Below are 17,685 nucleotides of genomic sequence, written 5' to 3'. Positions count from 1 at the left end.
AGTATTGCGCTTTTTGCGTGGTTTGACTTGAAATTGTTCACGGATTACTGAGATAATCCCCTCCTTAATTTTGGGGCCAGGTCGTTAGGCGGGGTTTTATTTCAAATTTTAGAGTTCGTTTGTACTAAAAAGATATGGCTGAGAAACGTAATATATTTCTAGTAGGCCCGATGGGGGCTGGTAAAAGCACGATTGGTCGTCACATTGCAGATCAATTACACCTTGAATTTTTCGATTCGGATCAGGAAATTGAGCGCCGCACAGGTGCCGATATTTCTTGGGTGTTCGATATCGAGGGCGAAGAGGGGTTCCGCAAGCGTGAAGAAAGCGTCATCTCTGACCTAACAGAAATGCAAGGCATTGTGTTAGCGACAGGTGGTGGCTCTGTGATCAGCAAAGAAGTGCGCAATAAGTTGTCTGCGCGCGGTATTGTTGTTTACCTAGAAACGCCGATCGAAAAACAGGTAGCTCGTACTCAGCGTGATAAGCGTCGTCCATTACTACAAACCAGTGAAGACTCACGTGACGTACTAGAGCGCTTAGCTGATGAGCGTGAACCACTATATAGAGAAGTGGCGGATCACGTTGTTCGCACGGATGAGCAAAGCGCTAAAGTAGTTGCAAACCAAATTATTGAAAAATTAGATTTCTAATAACAACACCGTAGGAGGGAAGCCATGCTTGAATTAAAGGTTGATTTAAACGAGCGGAGCTATCCTATCTTCATCGGTGAACATCTCTTATCAGATGAAGGACGACTTAAGCAATATGTTGGGCAAAGTCGTCCTGTTATCATCACCAACACAACCATTGCACCTTTATATTTAGACAATCTGCTAGCGATATTTGACGCTCAAGAACCGCTACATTTTGTTATCCCTGATGGTGAACAATACAAGTCGTTAGAATGGTTTGAAAAGATCTCTGCCTTTTTGCTCGAGCATAATTGTGGTCGAGATACGTGTTTGATTGCCCTCGGTGGCGGTGTGGTTGGCGATTTGACTGGTTTTGTTGCGGCATGCTATCAGCGTGGTGTTCCGTTTATTCAGATCCCTACGACTTTGTTGTCACAAGTAGATTCGTCAGTTGGTGGTAAAACCGCGGTGAATCATCCACTAGGTAAAAACATGATTGGTGCTTTCTATCAGCCAAAAGCGGTTTTTATCGACACCAAGACGTTAAACACTTTACCTGCAAGAGAGTTTGCTGCGGGTATGGCCGAAGTCATTAAATATGCGTTGATCTATGATGCATCTTTTCTTGATACATTAACGGAACAGCACTCTCAGCTCAGCGCACTAGATGCTGAAAGTCTTCAACAAGTTATTTATAAGTGTTGTGCAATAAAAGCCGAGATCGTCGCCAAAGATGAAACTGAAGCTGGATTGCGTGCATTACTCAATCTAGGTCACACCTTTGGCCATGCGATAGAAGCGCAAATGGGCTATGGTAATTGGTTGCATGGTGAAGCCGTTGCTGCTGGCATGATGATAGCTGCAAATCTGGCTTGCCAGCGCGGCGCGCTGAGTACTGCCGAGGTTGAAAAGATCCGTCGCGTTATTGCGCTTTATCAATTACCGACAGAAGCACCAAGCGATATGACCGCAGCGCAGTTTCTACAACATATGCGCAAAGATAAAAAGAACAAGCAAGGCAAAATTCGCTTTATTCTTCCAACGCAATTAGGTCAATGTGCCCTAGTGGATGATGTTAGTGATGAAACCGTGGTAACTCTGATAGGTCGTTAAATGCAGTCGCAAATTTTACCAAGCAGAGCTGCATTGGTAGATAGAATTGCTATGCAATTCGACTATGGCCAAAACCTGATCACGCTTGTCGGTTCTTCTGGTCTTGGTAAAAGCTACCTTGCAGAATCGTTTCTTACCGATAAATATCCAGACTTTAACAAAGCGTTTGTAAAGCTGACTGCAAATACTCAAGAGTTTGATGTGGTGCGGCAGTTGCTTGAGCATAGTTTTCGCAGTCCTCTCATTGATCAGAAGTTATCTCTAAGTGAAAACTTCATGTTGCTCCATGATGAACAAGCTTGTGGGCCATGCTTATGGGTGTTAGACAACGTCAGGCATTTAACCCAAGAGCTTGCAGAACAACTGCAAAAGCTCGCAAAATCTTCTCGCGAAACAATTTACATACTCGCCACGGCACAACAGCCTCAGCTGATCCCTGAAAGTTTGGATATTCATATTGAACCTCTATCCGTGCTCGAAAGTAAGCGCTTGATGAGCATGTTTTACAAAGACTTACCGCCTGACGAAGATCCTATTTTTAATACGTTTGTTGCTGAAGCTCGAGGTAACCCGAGTGTTTTACTTTCTTGGCAGCCGCAGCAACAAAGCCTGAACCTACGTGAACAAAGTTCAAAAGTGGGGAGCAAATCACAATGGCAATGGTATGTCATTGCACTTTGTTTAATGCTGACAGCGTTGATGGTTGCTTTTGTGTATAAGCAAGAATTAAAGCGATACTGGACACCGACCCAAGGTAATGAAGAAGCCGTAGCTACTGCTATTGATGCGCAAGCTGTATTTGAAGCGCCAAATGCTACAGTTGAAAAAGTTGAAATTGAAAACGACGTACAACCAGAGTTGCCAGCCGAACAGCCAACGCAAATCGAAACTGCGTCTGTTGGTAGCATTTTATCTGCATTAACCGAAGCAAAAGAAGATACTACAAACAACAATAACGCACTATCAGAACAAGCTAATGCAGCTGAAGAAACCAGTGTTGATAACACTCCGGCCACCTTATCGCCAGTAAAAGCGCCTCAGCAGGCAGAGCCTGAACCATTGACGGGAAACCCTTGGTATCTCAGTCGCTCAGATGATGAATGGGTGATCCAGTTACTTGCAGTGACAGAAAGTGAGATTGCAACTGGGTTTATGGCGGAGCATAACGAGATAGTGACACGGCAATTTACTGTCTTAAGAAACGGCCGAACTTGGTTTGTAGTAACTACAGATGCTTATGAGAGTTTGGCATCAGCTAAGCAAGCAAAGGCGGTATTGCCAGAAGCCCTCCGAAAAGGTCAGCCATTTTTTAAGAGAATGAGTAAAATTAAACAAGAAATTACTCAGTCTCTCGGTAATTAGCCACATTTAGTGTAAAATCGCGCAACCACTCACGACATAGAACGAGCATGCAACAAAAGACTAGAGCCTTCTTAAAATGGGCAGGCGGAAAATACAGCTTAGTAGAAGATATTTCTAAGCGATTACAAGCAGCAAGTAATGAAGCCGACACGCTAGTAGAACCTTTTGTTGGAGCGGGATCTGTTTTCCTTAACACTCAATTTAAGCATTATGTCCTAAATGACATTAACGCAGATCTTATCAACCTGTATAAAGAGTTGAAGCGTATTCCTGATGAATTTATCAGTGACGCTAAAAAGCTATTCGTCGAGCTGAATAACCATCCAGATGCTTACTATGCCTATCGACAACAGTTTAACGAAAGTATTGATGTATATGAGCGTGCGATTCTATTTTTATATATGAACCGTCATGGCTACAATGGTTTATGTCGTTATAACTTAAAGGGTATTTTTAACGTCCCTTTTGGTAAGTACAAAAAGCCTTACTTCCCAGAACGCGAGTTATATGTGTTTGCTGAAAAATCCCAGCACGCCACCTTTACCTGTCAAAGTTACAGCCAAGTATTTGAAACCATGCCAAAGAACGCGGTGGTATATTGCGATCCTCCGTATGTACCTTTGAGCAAAACCGCATCATTCACTAGCTATGCAAAAGGTGGGTTTAACTTAGACGATCAAGCACAATTGGCGAATCTCGCAGAAACAGCTGCTTTTGAAAAGCAAACGCCAGTGTTAATCTCCAATCACGATACAGTGTGGACACGAAAGATTTATAATCAAGCAAAACTAGATGTGATCAAAGTAAAGCGTACGATTAGCCCGAAGGGCAATGGGCGGAATAAAGTTGACGAGTTAATGGCGTTGTATCACCATCCGTAGTTTGTGGCGTCATTAAGGACTAAGCCAAAACCACACCATTCACAAACCAAATTAAGCCAATGACAAAGGCAGCGACAAAAACGATCCCCGCAAAAGCAAAAGGCCAAAAATGCTTTTTGTTAAAGTCGTATGCTTGTTTTTGACCACTCTGCACACCAAACATCGCTGCACAGACACTTTGAACTAACGCGAATTTACTATTGGAAGAAGCCATAGTGTTTACCTCTTACCAGTTGGTTGGCTCAACTGGTATTAGTAAGGAGATGAAACTTTACTACTGCTTTGATTATCTTTAGAACCAAGTAAAAGCTCGAGCAAATCCAAGTAATGGAATTGGCCACTCGAACTACCGCCAGTCAACCACGCAGCCCAGCTAGTATGCGCTTCTTGCTGACATTCCACTGTATTTATTCGACTGCTTAAATTGCCAGTGTTACAAGTACATGCGGAGTAATCTGCGGCAAGATTCTCATCATTGTCGAAAGAAAATACCCCTGCCGACACGGCTAACACCGTCCCAAGCAGAGCAATCCGTGCTTTATATCTAGAAACCACAACCCTATCCCCAGAAATTAGATATCATATAATAATACACAATGTTCGTTTATTGCACAATCATAAAGCGCCTTAAATCGCAGACATTTTGGGCAATTTACGGTACAGTATCGCGGTCTTACGTTTAGGGGAAAAGTATGTCTGATTTTTTAATTGCACCATCCATTCTATCCGCAGATTTCGCGAGGTTAGGCGAAGAGGTTGAAAAGGTACTGACAGCAGGTGCCGACGTGGTTCATTTCGATGTAATGGATAATCACTATGTGCCAAATTTAACTTTTGGTCCAATGATTTGTGACGCATTAAGAAATTACGGAATTACTGCTCCTATCGACGTACACTTGATGATAAAGCCCGTAGATAGTCTAATCCCCGAGTTTGCTAAAGCCGGGGCGAGCATTATTACATTTCACCCAGAGGCCAGCGAGCATATAGACAGAAGCCTTGCTTTGATTAAAGAGTCAGGTTGTAAAGCGGGTTTAGTATTTAATCCTGGCACACCGCTGCATTATCTTGATCATGTGATGGATAAAATTGATCAAATCCTCTTGATGTCGGTAAACCCAGGCTTTGGTGGCCAAAGTTTTATCCCACATACACTTGAGAAATTAAAAGAGGCGAGAGCACGCATTGACGCATCAGGCCGTGATATTCGTCTTGAAGTGGATGGGGGAATTAAAGTGGACAACATTGCTGAAGTCGCAGCTGCCGGTGCAGATATGTTCGTTGCCGGCTCCGCTATCTTTAATCAACCCGATTACAAAGCGGTAATAGACGCCATGCGTCAAGAATTAGCAAAGGTAAAATAATGCGTTTTGAGGGTATTTTATTTGACCTCGATGGCACGTTAGTTGATAGCGTCGAGGATATGTATATGGCGCTCAATTTAACGCTGTCTGAGCTTGCCCATCCAATTGTTAGTCATGCTCTGGTGCGTGAATGGGTAGGTAACGGCATCGATATGTTAGTAAAAAGAGGCCTAAGCGGTAGCCATGAAGTTAGCGAAGCGCTATCCGAAAGTTTAGCGCACACCGCCATTGAGCGTTTTAAAGTGCATTATGATGAATTAGTTGGCCAGTATGCGGGTTTGTATCCGCATGTTGAGACAGGGCTATCAGCATTTGCCACAGTGCCAAAAGCCGTCGTAACCAATAAAAATCGTGCATTTACGCTAAAACTGCTGGATAAATTAAATCTCACAGCGCATTTTGATTGTATCGTCTGTGGTGATGATACTGACAAAAAACCATCACCGGCACCGCTATTGCTGGCTGCCGAGCGTCTTGGAATACCAGCAGATAAGCTAATTATGGTTGGCGATTCTAAAAGCGATATTTTGGCCGCTCAGGGCGCTAAGATACCTGTGATTGCTTTAAATTATGGGTATAATCAGGGATTCGATTTGAAAGAGTTCAATCCACAGTACCTTTGTGATGGATTCTTAGATATTATCCCCATTATCAATCAACGTTAATTCAATGAAGAAATAAAGGAACGACATGAGCAAACCTGTAGTATTAAGTGGTATTCAGCCAACCGGTGGTATGACAATAGGCAATTACGTAGGTGCCATTAACCAGTGGCTTAAACTACAAAACGATCATGATTGTTACTTTATGTTGGTTGACTTGCATGCCATTACGGTTCGCCAAGAGCCTCAGCAATTACGCGATCGTGTATTAGACGGCGTAGCACTTTACACCGCCTGTGGTATTGATCCGGACAAGTCTGCGCTGTTTGTGCAATCACAGGTTCCTGAACATGCGCAGCTTGGTTGGGTGCTAAACTGTTATGCGCAAATGGGCGAGTTAAACCGTATGACGCAGTTTAAAGATAAGTCTGTAAAGCACGCAAATAACGTAAACGTTGGTTTATTCGCGTATCCAGTGTTGCAAGCGGCGGATATCTTATTATATCAAGCGGATCAAGTACCTGTTGGTGAAGACCAAAAGCAACACCTTGAGTTGACCCGTGATATCGCAACGCGTTTTAACAACCTGTACGGCGATGTATTTAAGATCCCAGAACCTTATATTCCAGAGTTTGGCGCTCGTGTTATGAGCTTGCAAGACCCTAGCAAGAAAATGTCAAAATCAGACGAAAACCCAAATGGTTATGTGATGCTGTTGGATGAACCTAAGAAGATAGAGAAAAAGCTGAAAAAAGCGGTAACAGATTCCGATGAGCAAGCACGCATTTATTTTGATCGTGTTGAAAAGCCTGGTGTATCCAATTTACTGACTCTACTAAGTGTCGCAACTAAACGCTCAATTGAAGAGTTAGTGCCAGAGTACGAAGACAAAATGTACGGTCATTTGAAGAAAGACACTGCCGGTGCGGTAGTGAATATGCTTGAGCCGATTCAAGCGCGCTTTAAAGAAATCCGTGAAGATCAAACTCTGCTGGACGAAATCATGAAAAAAGGCGCGGAAAAAGCAAGTATTCGTGCCGAAAAAACGCTGAAAGCTGTGTATGACGCCGTCGGTTTTATTCCTCGCGGTAAATAAAACACAAAGAAAGACACCATTTATGGTGTCTTTTTGTATTGCAAGGGCCTATCACCCCTTGGCTTAAAGCAGATACGAGATATAAGAAAACCCTCCTGTTGAGTTCGTGATAAAATAGATTTATAACGAAGATGCTTACCCCAGTGGCGAATAGGCTGCTTGGTTTTTTAGTGGTACCTACATGCTGTTGATGATTGATAACTATGACTCCTTTACCTACAACCTCGTGCAGTATTTTCAGCGCTTAGACGTGGATGTGCTGGTAAAGCGAAATGATGAAATCAGCGCCTCACAAATCAAGCAGCTTAACCCCAAGTATATTGTGCTATCTCCTGGCCCTTGTAGCCCAGATGAAGCTGGAGTCTCGCTTGAAGTCGTAAAACGCCTACAGGGGCAAATTCCTATTCTTGGCATTTGCCTTGGTCATCAAACGATTGCACAAGCTTTAGGTGGTAAAGTCATTCGAGCAAAACACGTGATGCATGGTAAAACGTCTCAAGTGCACCATAACAATATAGGCGTATTTCAAGGCCTGCCATCACCATACGAAGTGTGTCGCTACCACTCTTTGGTTGTTGAGCAAAGTAGCTTACCAAAATCTCTAGCATTGACGGCTTGGACACAGACAGAATATGACGAGCTAGATGAAATTATGGGACTATTGGCATCCGATAGAGCACTCGAAGGTGTGCAGTTTCATCCAGAAGCTATCCTCACTGAACACGGCTTAGCATTACTTGATAACTTTATAAAACGCTTCTAAAGTTTAAACAAAACCAACAGGTTTTCGCCTAGGTGTTATACATCCATATTCACTGCGCTTTTGTTGGTTAAACTGGTTTTTAATACATAACTTTTTAATTCTATTGTGCGCAATATCAAATCATAATATTGCCTTTACTGGTATAATATTAACCAGTAAGACGATTCTGTTGAGTGCTTAACTCAGTGTTTTTCTTTTAGATAAGTAGCATGCATGACGCAAGAAAATAAGCAAATTAGAATGGCACAAGCGCTATCAGAGCGTGCCCATGACCTTCTTATCAGCCTCAACTTTGCGCAGAAGCAAATAGGCTATATCCATACATTTGATATTAGCTACGGTGAGAATATCGCACAGCGTACTATGCTAGAGGTGGAAATTGCCGCGGCTGCAAAACGCCAAGAAAGCAGCACAAGTCATCACAAATATATTGCCAAAGCGAGTAAGCATCTACATTCAGTTATCGAAGAAGCTATCACAAAGCAACTGCATGACCTTGATAATATTTATCATGAAGTCATTGGCATTCAAGACTCCGTTCCTGCGATCTTAGATATTCTTGCTGTGCGCTCAGCTTCGGTTGGGCGTTTAGAACCTTTGGTCAATGACTTAAGTTGGCTGGGTCGTGAGCTGGTTTCGCTAGTTAACTTGCCACAGTATCGCAAAAAAAACAGCAAAGGTACGTCTATTAAGGTCGACACGCCGGCATTAGCATTAAGGTATTTAGGCCTTGAGAACTTGCAAATGGTGATCCCGACAATGGCTGTAAGACATTGGATGCCACATGCAACAGAGCCGTTTACTCTGATGAAGCGTAAATTACGCGAGCTGAGTATGAGTACAGCCATTGCGGCAAAAGAGTTGGCGCCATTTTTTGGGGTAAAAGAACAGCATGCATTTACCTTGGGCATGTTACTGGAGCTTGGGAAGGTGGCCTTGATCCGTCTTTATTTACGCACCTTCGAAAAGGTGTGGCAAGCCAAGGTGCAAATAGCAAGAGACAAAAAGCAAAAAGACCTACACACCGCATTAATGGAGTTATCTCCTGATCCGTTATTTTTACGTAACTTGTTGATTGAACATTCGGCAGAGATTTCACGTAAGCTAATTGAAAAAATGGAGTTACGTTATTTGCCCTTTAATGCCGTCATGGAAGAGTATGCGCAAACTTATCTACCAAATGCGCATAAAAACATTGCCGACCCATTACCACTGACACAAGTGATGCAAAAAGCCTATGGCTACGCACAACTGCTTGTTTTAAAAGATAGTCAGTTGATTGAAGACGACGAAGCCGAGATTTTGCTCAATCATTTGGAACTTACCGAGGAAATGCGTCAGCAATTGGCAAAATGTGCATTCCATAACCTGCAGTTGACGATTTTGTAAAAAAAATTGAAATTTTTTTTGCGACTATTCATTCAAAACCTAATCTTAAATGATCTGTGCAAGGCTGCACGGCGCTTGCGTTGCCCTAAATATCTGCCCTAGATAGTTATTCACTTGAGTTGAGAATATATGTTAAACCCTTGAATACTAAGGGCTGAGAACGTGGTATAAGTGAGACAAATGGCGCTTTTTCTGGAATAATGAGCGTATGAATTTTGTGCCATCAAGGGGCGGGTCAAAATATATAGCACCGAATTGGTGTGAATAAATATCCTATCAAGTGGCGGCAACGCGCCGACCTCCAAAAGGAAATGACTCCTTGTTTGCACTTTTACTCACCAAATATGAGGAAATAAAATGACTATCAATCGTGAATTGTTTGACGACGTAATGGTACCTAACTACGCACCTTCAGCGGTAATTCCAGTGAAAGGTGAAGGTTCTCGAGTGTGGGATCAGGAAGGTCGTGAGTACATCGACTTTGCTGGTGGTATCGCAGTTAACTGTCTAGGTCATTGTCACCCAGCTTTGGTGGGCGCGCTTAAAGAGCAAGGCGAGAAAATTTGGCATCTATCTAATGTGATGACCAATGAGCCTGCACTACGTTTAGCGAAAAAGCTAACTGATGCCACGTTCGCAGAGAAAGTCTATTTTGCCAATTCAGGTGCAGAAGCGAACGAAGCGGCGCTTAAGCTAGCGCGTCGTTGGGCACTAGATAAGTTTGGTGCTGAAAAGTCGCAAATCATCTCTTTCAACAAAGGTTTCCACGGCCGTACTTTCTTCACTGTAACCGTAGGTGGTCAAGCTGCATACTCTGATGGCTTTGGTCCAAAGCCGGGCGACATTGTTCACACAGACTATAACGATTTAGCAGCATTTGAAGCGCTTATCTCAGACAACACTTGTGCCGTGATGATGGAGCCGCTACAAGGCGAAGGTGGTATCATTTCACCAACTGAAGAGTTTGTAAAAGGTGTTCGCGAGCTGTGTGACAAGCACAACGCGCTACTTATTTTTGATGAAGTGCAAACTGGTGTTGGCCGTACTGGTGACTTGTATGCATACCAAGGTTTAAACGTAACCCCTGATATTTTAACAACGGCTAAAGCACTTGGCGGTGGTTTCCCTATCGGCGCGATGATCACAACGACTGAGATTGCTGTGCACCTAAAAGTGGGAACTCACGGTTCTACCTACGGCGGTAACCCGCTGGCGTGTGCGGTTGCAGAAGCGGCATTTGACACAGTAAACACAACAGCAGTACTCGATGGTGTAAAAGCAAAAGAGCAGCTGTTCCGTGAACTACTAAACGACATCAATGAAAAGTACAACGTATTCACCGAAGTACGTGGTAAAGGTCTATTGCTTGGTGGTGTAGTTACTGAAAAGTACGAAGGCAAAGCAAAAGAGTTCTTGATTGAAGGTATCAAGCAAGGCGTGATGTCACTTGTTGCAGGCGCAAACGTAGTACGCTTCACTCCATCTCTTGTTATTCCAGAAGCTGACATCCGCGAAGGGATGGCACGTTTCGAAAAAGCCGTTGCTGCGGTAGTTGCTAACAACGCTTAATACTGGTTGCAAGGTCACCTTTTGGTGGCCTTGTTGTTATCCACATTTTTGAGGAGTAAGCGGGCTCATGATGATCCTTCGCCCAATCCAAGAAAGCGATTATCCAGCGCTTTTAAACATTGCTCATGAATCAGGCCACGGTTTTACCTCTTTGCCTGTAAACGAAGAGTTATTACAGAAGAAGATTGCACGCTCTGTTGCTTCCTTTGGCAAGCAAGCAGACAAGCCTTTTGATGAAGGTTATTTATTTGTATTAGAAGATACTGAAACAGGCGAGGTGGTTGGTACCAGCGGTATCGAAGCTGCGGTTGGTTTAGATGATGCGTTTTATCATTATCACCTAAGCAAAGTGATCCACTCTTCACGCACACTCGATGTTTATAAAGCAGTGGATATTTTAACGCTATGTAATGACTACACTGGCGCGACGGAATTATGCACCTTGTTTTTGAAAGATGGCTATCGCAAAGGCGCAAACGGCAAACTGCTGTCTCGTTCTCGCTTTATGTTTATCAATCAACATCGTGATCGTTTTGCTGAAACCGTTATCGCGGAAATGCGCGGTGTTTCTGACGAGCAAGGCGAAAGTCCGTTCTGGCAATGGCTTGAAGAGCACTTCTTCTCGATGGATTTCCCGACAGCGGATTATCTAACGGGGATCGGTCAAAAGGTCTTTATTGCTGAATTAATGCCTAAGTACCCAATCTACGTAAACCTGCTTAGTAAAGAAGCACAAGCGGTGATTGGTGAAGTTCACGACAATACGCGTCCTGCTATTGAGCTACTAAAAAGCGAAGGTTTCACATTTAATGGTTATGTTGATATCTTCGACGCGGGTCCAACGGTAGAAGCGAAAGTGGGGAATATCCGCACGGTTCGCAATAGTGAAACTCGTACTGTGAAAATAGGTGAAAGCAACGGTGGATTCCCTGTTATGGTCGCAAATGGTAAACTTGTTGATTATCGCGCGGCGGTGATCGAGTTAGCCCTGACTGATGGCAATGAAGTAACACTTGCTCCACATGTTGCCGCGGCGCTCAAAGTAGAAGAAGGCGATCAAGTAAGCCTAGTGAAGATTTAAGATTGGGAACAGATTATGACAACACACGCAGCACAACTAATAAATGGTGAGTGGATTGCAGGACAAGGCGTAAGCTTTAGCTCTGTAAACCCAGCAAACAACGACGTTATTTGGAGCGCAAACGCAGCCACAGCTGAGCAAGTGGATAGCGCGGTAAAAGCAGCTCGTGAAGCTTTCTATTCATGGAGCGACATGAGCTTTGAAGCGCGTCTAGAAATTGTTAAGCGTTTCGCTGAAGTACTAAAAGAAAATAGCGAAGAGCTGGCTATCGCAATTGCTAAAGAAACGGGTAAGCCACTTTGGGAAACTCGTACAGAAGCGGGTGCTATGGTAGGTAAAATCGCGATTTCTGAGAAAGCCTATCAAGAGCGTACAGGCGTTGTTGAAAATCCAATGCCAGTTGGCCGTGCCGTGATCCGTCACAAGGCACATGGTGTAGTTGCTGTATTTGGCCCATATAACTTCCCAGGTCACTTACCTAATGGCCATATCGTACCTGCGCTACTTGCTGGTAACACGGTTATCTTTAAGCCATCTGAACTGACGCCATATGTTGCTGAGCTAACGCTTAAATACTGGCAACAAGCAGGTCTTCCTGCTGGCGTGATTAACCTAGTTCAGGGTGAAGTTGAAACAGGTAAAGCACTTGCGTCACACGCGGGTATTGACGGCTTATTCTTTACTGGCTCTTCTCGTACGGGTCACTTGCTACATGAGCAATATGCAGGTCAACCGGGTAAGATCCTAGCGCTTGAAATGGGTGGTAATAACCCACTCATCGTAAAAGATGTAGCGGATACGAAAGCAGCAGTGCACGACATTATTCAATCTGCGTTTATCTCAAGTGGTCAACGTTGTACTTGTGCTCGTAAACTATTCCTTCCTGCAGGTGAACAAGGTGACACAATCCTTGAGCAGCTGATCAAAGCAACTAAAGCGATTAAAGTGGGTAACTTTGACGATACAGATCAACCGTTCATGGGTTCAATGATATCAAATGCAGCAGCCGCAGGCATGGTAAAAGCACAGCAACAGCTTGTTGAGCTAGGTGGTGAGTCGCTTATCGAGCTAACGCACACAGAGGGCACAGGCTTTGTGACGCCGGGGATCATTGAATGTACGAATATTTCTGACTTCCCTGATGAAGAGCACTTTGGTCCGTTATTAAAAGTATTCCGTTACACAGACTTTGACGCTGCAATCGAAAAAGCGAACGAGACGAGCTTTGGCTTATCAGCAGGTCTGCTTGGCGACAACGAAGCTGACTACGACCGTTTCTTACGTCGTATTCGTGCAGGTATCGTAAACTGGAACCGCCCAATCACTGGCGCTTCAAGTGCTGCTCCGTTTGGTGGTATCGGTGCGTCAGGTAACCACCGTGCAAGTGCATACTACGCGGCAGACTACTGTGCATACCCAGTGGCTTCTGTGGAACTAGAAAAGGTAACTTTACCTTCTAGCTTGAGCCCAGGTTTATCTTTGGATTAAAATGCCAATATTGAGGTTTACTCAATAAAAATTGATAAGAAAAGCAGCTTCGGCTGCTTTTTTGTGTCTACTTGACTACAAAAGTAGCAATCGAAAAAACTTTCTGCTTAAATCAATAGGAGATGTCTTTGATAGGTTCGGGTGAGCAAAGTATGGTTTTAGATAAACAAGGGTACGATGATTTAGTCATGTATTTGACGCAAAACTTAGCCTTGTTTGAGAAGTCTGGGACGGTTGAACCAGGGGCTCCAACAGTCATGGAATTAATCGAAGATGTAATCGCTGAAAACGTTATCCGTATATGCGAGCAGCACACCGAGTTATCTACAGAGCAGCGTAGCATGATTGTGCGTGAGGTAGATGGCATTGTGTATGACTTACAAGAAGTGCTATCAAGTGTTGTTGATAGACGTGTCACCGTAGAACAAAAAGAATTTATCAAAGAATTCGCAGGTTTGGTCAAAAACCTGTTTGATTCTGCTGTATAGCTTGGCACAATCACTATCGACAGTGTAGACAAACACACTTAGAGGCAATTCTAGGTTTAAGATACACCGCCATTTGGCGGTGTTATGCGTTATAGAGGATAACTATGTTAGCTAGCGTAAAATGGGTTGAAGGAGATACCTTTATCGGTCGCTCTGCGTCGGGACATAATGTGGTATTTGATACCGGTTCAGACAGTGCAGCGCCAAGTCCAATGGAGATGGTATTAATGTCAGCGGGATGTTGTTCTTCAGTCGATGTAGTCAGCATTCTACAAAAGGCGCGTCAGGATGTTACCGACGTGGAAGTAAAGTTAACCGCAGAGCGCGCAGAAAGCGCTCCTCGGGTTTTTACCAAGATCAATTTACACTTCGTGGTGAAAGGGCGCAATGTCTCTGAAAAACACCTAGAAAGAGCCGTAAGTTTATCCGCTGAAAAGTATTGTTCAGTGGCATTAATGCTTGAAAAAGCAGTAGAAATTACGCATAGCCATGAAGTGGTTGAAATTGACGAAAAATAACGCTTTTTCATAGCGCTATTTTCGTATAAAATCCGCGAACTTTTGTTTCTGCAGCGCAGATTTTTTGTATTAAGGTGGGTCTATCGTGAACAAGCCCTTTGATAAAATTAAACTCCATGGCTTTAACAACTTAACTAAGAGTTTAAGCTTTAGCATTTACGATATTTGCTACGCCAAGACCGAGCAGCAACGTAAAGAATATCTAGAATACATTGATGAGCAGTACAGTGCTGATCGTTTGACGGATATTCTAAAAGACGTAACGGATATCATCGGTGCAAACGTACTGAATATCGCACGTCAAGATTATGAACCACAAGGGGCGAGTGTGACGATCTTAGTATCAGAAGAGCCTGTTGATCAACAGACTTTTGATAGTAATGAAGCACCAGGTCCATTGCCTGATTCAGTGGTAGCACACTTGGATAAGAGTCACATCTGTGTTCATACTTATCCTGAAGCGCACCCACATGACGGCATCTGTACTTTTAGAGCAGATATCGAAGTTTCAACGTGTGGCATTATTTCTCCACTTAAAGCGCTTAACTTCTTAATTCACTCTTTAGAGTCTGATGTGGTGACGATTGACTATCGTGTTCGTGGATTTACTCGTGACGTTAACGGCGTAAAACACTATATCGACCACGCAATCCACTCGATCCAGAATTACATGACGGAAGATACTAAAGACGCATACCACATGGTAGACGTAAACGTGTATCAAGAGAACCTATTCCATACTAAGATGATGCTTAAGGAAACAGACCTAAATGCATATCTATTTGGAATTAGTACTGATGATTTAGATGCAGACGAAGAGGAAGAAATTCGTCTTAAGCTGAATCGTGAAATTCAGGAAGTGTTCTACGGTCGCAATTTACCAGAAACTGAATAATCAGCGGTAAATTGAGGTATTAAAAAAGGCGCGCAAGCGCCTTTTTTAATGTCTGAAATTCCTTGCTAAGTAGTCATATAAGCGCATAGAGCAAGACTGTGCCCGCTTATATGGGGGATGGTAAAAGTACTAAGATTCGCTATCTAACTCCTCATCTGGCGTATCAGGGCGCTGCCGTTCGACAAAAATAGTGGCCAGTAGGGTGGTGATCACACAGGATAGTAAAATCGACTTTAGGATTTCGTAGTTTTTATATACCCAGCTCCAACTCCAAAAGGGCTTAGATGCCTCTTCGGACACACCAAAAAAGAGATCCATATAGCGAATCAAGTTTTCACCAAAAGCGGCTAAATCGACCAATACAAATGCAAAGAAAATACCGTATAGAATTGGGTCAGCATAAGTCATATAAATGGATCGCCAATTGTCAGGATTAGTAAAGCGCATATACCTTAAGGAAAGTCGAACTCGGTACTTCAGAATCACTAGTGCAATAAAATCACATATCAGGTGTAAGCTATATATGAATGCATTTGTCTGATAGCCAGGTAGTCCTGCTTTGTTAAGATTCATAAAGTAATTAAAAAAACCATATTCAATAAAGCTCAACACCAATAGTATCAGTACAATATGCTTAATATTTTCTTGGCCTCTTAAGAAGAAGCTAGTCATAGCTATGCTACCCATAAATAACAAATGCAGGGAATTTATAGACTGATAGTGCAAACCGATAAAAATAAGGGCTAGGACTACACAAAATAGCAACACAAACCAAGAACGCTTCATTTATTCCTCTCTATTTTGTTGTGTTTTCATAACTTAGCCACCTTCCTTTACTCTTGGATCCTCAGCCTGACCACCAGTACTTCCTCCAACCACTTTATTGAATGAACTAGCCTCTAGAGGTGACTTTTTATCTAATTGAACTGTTGCGCCTTTTACTCTCGGATCGCCGCCTTTATCTGCATGGCTTCCACCAATCACCTGATTAACTGAGTCAGCACTAAGTGATGATTTTTTATTTGGTGTTATGGAATCGTTTTGTACTTTAGGGTCATCAGCTTGTCCTCCTGTACTGCCACCAATCACCTGATTAACTGAATCAGCACTAAGTGATGATTGTTTACTTGGCGCTGCTGAGTCACTTTCGACTTTTGGGTCTTTTACTTTTGGCCCAAGCGATCCACCAGATACCCTGTTAGCTTGTTTTTGGGAAAGTGCTGTTAAAGTTACGAGTCGGTTAGCTATATTTTTTATAAAAAAGCGCATAATGACGTCCTTTCTAAGTTAAGTTTTGCGGTGTTCAGTTTCCACTCCACTTTACTCCTTAACAATAAAGTTGAAAACATCGTGTTGCAAATAGACCTTATTCGTAACTTTATTGTTTGCCATTTTAATGAGGGGCGATGAAAGTGCGCGTCTTTCATTAGCCGTTATCCTCGTTACTTGATTTGCTATTTCGTGGTGTTGGAGACTTGCGCCATAATTTGGCATCGTCAATTTTGTCTCTTAAGGCAAGGATTTGTTCTCTAAGTGGATTAAGGTTGATGCCGCAGGCGTCGCACCATACTTCAAAGTATTCGTAGGGAAATTTGCTTACGCCTTTTTCATAGTTTTCGTAAGTGCCACGCTCCACGCCGACCAAGTTAGCCATTTCTTGCGTGGTTTTGCCGGCGACTTTGCGCATGCGGCGCAGGTCGTCTCCTGTAAAGCGCTTATCAAATTTCCCCACCAACTCAATCCTTTTTGCCTGTCGCACTCGCATCACAAACAGCATCAATCCCTATATAGCCGGATGTATGCTATTTGCTTGTCTCTATTGTTCGCTTAACTAAGTTGCATTTTTGTATCTAAACCGTAAACACGAGTCTATCGTAGAAAATTTCTTTTTCAAGTGTATTCAGTCTAAAAATGAACATTTTGTTGCATTTAATTAATCTTCGCTCGATTTTTTAGGCGAAGCCTGAGATGAGTAACTCATTATTTAACTGAGGTGTTGCCATGATGGTGCTGGCGTTTTTAATTAATTTACAAATAAATTCAAAAAAGTTTTCTTCGCGCAGATTTTTGCTCGAAGCTTTTGTTACTTTAGTGTGAAATAAAGTGACATGTTGGAGAGCAATATGGATTATCTACGCCAATATCATGACTTAACGATTTATTACGATGCCCTCAAGAAGGCGGCAAGGCAGGGTAACGATGTGCCAGACACCACAACCAAATGGTTAGCACTGGTGGAAACAACCTTGTTTGAACTGCAAGAGCTTGCCCATATGGAAAAGGCTTACATGCAGAAGTCAAAAACGATGAATAATCTGGTTGAGTTGGTGTATTCCAGTGCCCCAAGCATGGAGTAACTAAAATGGTAATTGCTTTTTGAGTTTTTGCGGTGAGGGGGAACGTTTTACTCTAATTTTACGTTCCCCCTTTTTCTTTTTTGT

At 43.0% G+C, this 17,685-nt stretch carries 21 protein-coding genes; 16 read left to right on the top strand and 5 right to left on the bottom strand.

Translation table 11 applies throughout. From position 1 onward, the window contains the following. Positions 1-134: 134 nt before the first annotated feature. Genes aroK through B1L02_RS15540 form a run of 4 tightly spaced genes read left to right on the top strand, consistent with a single transcriptional unit; the run spans position 135 to position 3,991 of the window. Complete coding sequence (aroK, locus tag B1L02_RS15555; protein ID WP_010607062.1) at positions 135-653, top strand: shikimate kinase AroK; 519 nt, start codon at positions 135-137, stop codon at positions 651-653. Positions 654-677: 24 nt separating this feature from the next. Continuing rightward, positions 678-1,748, top strand: coding sequence for a 3-dehydroquinate synthase (gene aroB, locus B1L02_RS15550; RefSeq protein ID WP_088531760.1), 1,071 nt, complete (start codon positions 678-680; stop codon positions 1,746-1,748). Further along, on the top strand, positions 1,749-3,110 hold the full coding sequence (locus tag B1L02_RS15545; protein ID WP_088531759.1) for an AAA family ATPase: 1,362 nt from the start codon (positions 1,749-1,751) through the stop codon (positions 3,108-3,110). It begins immediately after the preceding gene. A 47-nt stretch (positions 3,111-3,157) separates the two neighbouring features. Beyond that, positions 3,158-3,991: a Dam family site-specific DNA-(adenine-N6)-methyltransferase gene (locus B1L02_RS15540; protein WP_088531758.1), complete on the top strand. Its 834-nt coding sequence runs from the start codon at positions 3,158-3,160 to the stop codon at positions 3,989-3,991. 19 nt (positions 3,992-4,010) lie between these two features. Here the strand turns inward: B1L02_RS15540 and B1L02_RS15535 are convergent, their stop codons facing one another. Both B1L02_RS15535 and B1L02_RS15530 read right to left on the bottom strand, forming a co-directional pair. Continuing rightward, positions 4,011-4,205 carry a DUF2970 domain-containing protein gene (locus B1L02_RS15535; protein WP_010368896.1) on the bottom strand — a complete coding sequence of 65 codons (195 nt, stop codon included), beginning with the start codon at positions 4,203-4,205 and terminating at the stop codon, positions 4,011-4,013. Positions 4,206-4,243: 38 nt separating this feature from the next. Further along, complete coding sequence (locus tag B1L02_RS15530; protein WP_088531757.1) at positions 4,244-4,546, bottom strand: hypothetical protein; 303 nt, start codon at positions 4,544-4,546, stop codon at positions 4,244-4,246. 137 nt (positions 4,547-4,683) lie between these two features. On the opposite strand from B1L02_RS15530, the gene rpe reads away from it, so the two are divergent. The 11 genes from rpe to speD all read left to right on the top strand — a co-directional run bounded on the left by rpe (position 4,684) and on the right by speD (position 15,244). Then, on the top strand, positions 4,684-5,355 hold the full coding sequence (gene rpe / locus B1L02_RS15525; protein ID WP_088531756.1) for a ribulose-phosphate 3-epimerase: 672 nt from the start codon (positions 4,684-4,686) through the stop codon (positions 5,353-5,355). Then, the gene (locus B1L02_RS15520; protein ID WP_088531755.1) at positions 5,355-6,020 is read left to right on the top strand and encodes an HAD-IA family hydrolase; all 666 of its coding nucleotides are present in this window, start codon (positions 5,355-5,357) and stop codon (positions 6,018-6,020) included. The genes rpe and B1L02_RS15520 overlap by 1 nt, the downstream gene beginning before the upstream one ends. A 25-nt stretch (positions 6,021-6,045) precedes the next feature. After that, positions 6,046-7,053: a tryptophan--tRNA ligase gene (trpS, locus tag B1L02_RS15515; RefSeq protein WP_088531754.1), complete on the top strand. Its 1,008-nt coding sequence runs from the start codon at positions 6,046-6,048 to the stop codon at positions 7,051-7,053. 181 nt (positions 7,054-7,234) lie between these two features. Next, positions 7,235-7,816: an anthranilate synthase component II gene (locus B1L02_RS15510; RefSeq protein ID WP_088531753.1), complete on the top strand. Its 582-nt coding sequence runs from the start codon at positions 7,235-7,237 to the stop codon at positions 7,814-7,816. Positions 7,817-8,029: 213 nt separating this feature from the next. After that, positions 8,030-9,205, top strand: a complete 1,176-nt coding sequence (locus B1L02_RS15505; RefSeq protein WP_017217249.1) for an HDOD domain-containing protein — start codon at positions 8,030-8,032, stop codon at positions 9,203-9,205. 357 nt (positions 9,206-9,562) lie between these two features. Beyond that, on the top strand, positions 9,563-10,774 hold the full coding sequence (locus B1L02_RS15500; RefSeq protein ID WP_088531752.1) for an aspartate aminotransferase family protein: 1,212 nt from the start codon (positions 9,563-9,565) through the stop codon (positions 10,772-10,774). A gap of 67 nt (positions 10,775-10,841) precedes the next feature. Further along, positions 10,842-11,855, top strand: coding sequence for an arginine N-succinyltransferase (gene astA / locus B1L02_RS15495; protein ID WP_088531751.1), 1,014 nt, complete (start codon positions 10,842-10,844; stop codon positions 11,853-11,855). A 15-nt stretch (positions 11,856-11,870) separates the two neighbouring features. Continuing rightward, positions 11,871-13,343, top strand: coding sequence for a succinylglutamate-semialdehyde dehydrogenase (astD, locus tag B1L02_RS15490; protein ID WP_088531750.1), 1,473 nt, complete (start codon positions 11,871-11,873; stop codon positions 13,341-13,343). Between the two features lie 152 nt (positions 13,344-13,495). After that, entirely contained in the window at positions 13,496-13,831 is a 336-nt protein-coding gene (locus B1L02_RS15485) for a DUF3802 family protein (protein WP_174694580.1), read from the top strand. 104 nt (positions 13,832-13,935) lie between these two features. After that, a complete protein-coding gene (locus B1L02_RS15480) occupies positions 13,936-14,349 on the top strand; it encodes an OsmC family protein (protein ID WP_088531748.1) in 414 nt (137 codons plus the stop codon). Positions 14,350-14,434: 85 nt separating this feature from the next. Continuing rightward, the gene (gene speD / locus B1L02_RS15475; protein ID WP_088531747.1) at positions 14,435-15,244 is read left to right on the top strand and encodes an adenosylmethionine decarboxylase; all 810 of its coding nucleotides are present in this window, start codon (positions 14,435-14,437) and stop codon (positions 15,242-15,244) included. 129 nt (positions 15,245-15,373) lie between these two features. Here speD and B1L02_RS15470 read toward each other — a convergent pair whose 3' ends face one another. The 3 genes from B1L02_RS15470 to B1L02_RS15460 form a co-directional block, all read right to left on the bottom strand. After that, positions 15,374-16,030 carry a hypothetical protein gene (locus B1L02_RS15470; protein ID WP_088531746.1) on the bottom strand — a complete coding sequence of 219 codons (657 nt, stop codon included), beginning with the start codon at positions 16,028-16,030 and terminating at the stop codon, positions 15,374-15,376. Positions 16,031-16,063: 33 nt separating this feature from the next. Beyond that, positions 16,064-16,513: a hypothetical protein gene (locus B1L02_RS15465; RefSeq protein WP_223191986.1), complete on the bottom strand. Its 450-nt coding sequence runs from the start codon at positions 16,511-16,513 to the stop codon at positions 16,064-16,066. A gap of 157 nt (positions 16,514-16,670) precedes the next feature. Next, positions 16,671-17,021 carry a helix-turn-helix domain-containing protein gene (locus B1L02_RS15460; protein WP_088531745.1) on the bottom strand — a complete coding sequence of 117 codons (351 nt, stop codon included), beginning with the start codon at positions 17,019-17,021 and terminating at the stop codon, positions 16,671-16,673. A gap of 346 nt (positions 17,022-17,367) precedes the next feature. Here B1L02_RS15460 and B1L02_RS15455 point away from each other — a divergent pair, with 346 nt between their 5' ends. Beyond that, positions 17,368-17,601, top strand: coding sequence for a hypothetical protein (locus B1L02_RS15455; protein WP_088531744.1), 234 nt, complete (start codon positions 17,368-17,370; stop codon positions 17,599-17,601). Positions 17,602-17,685 lie beyond the last annotated feature (84 nt).

The sequence above is a fragment of the Pseudoalteromonas piscicida genome, from assembly GCF_002208135.1.
In the GTDB taxonomy this organism is placed as follows: Bacteria; Pseudomonadota; Gammaproteobacteria; order Enterobacterales; family Alteromonadaceae; genus Pseudoalteromonas; species Pseudoalteromonas piscicida_A.
The sequence above is the reverse complement of the archived record's forward strand: the minus strand, read 5'-3'. Positions and strand labels throughout refer to the sequence as shown.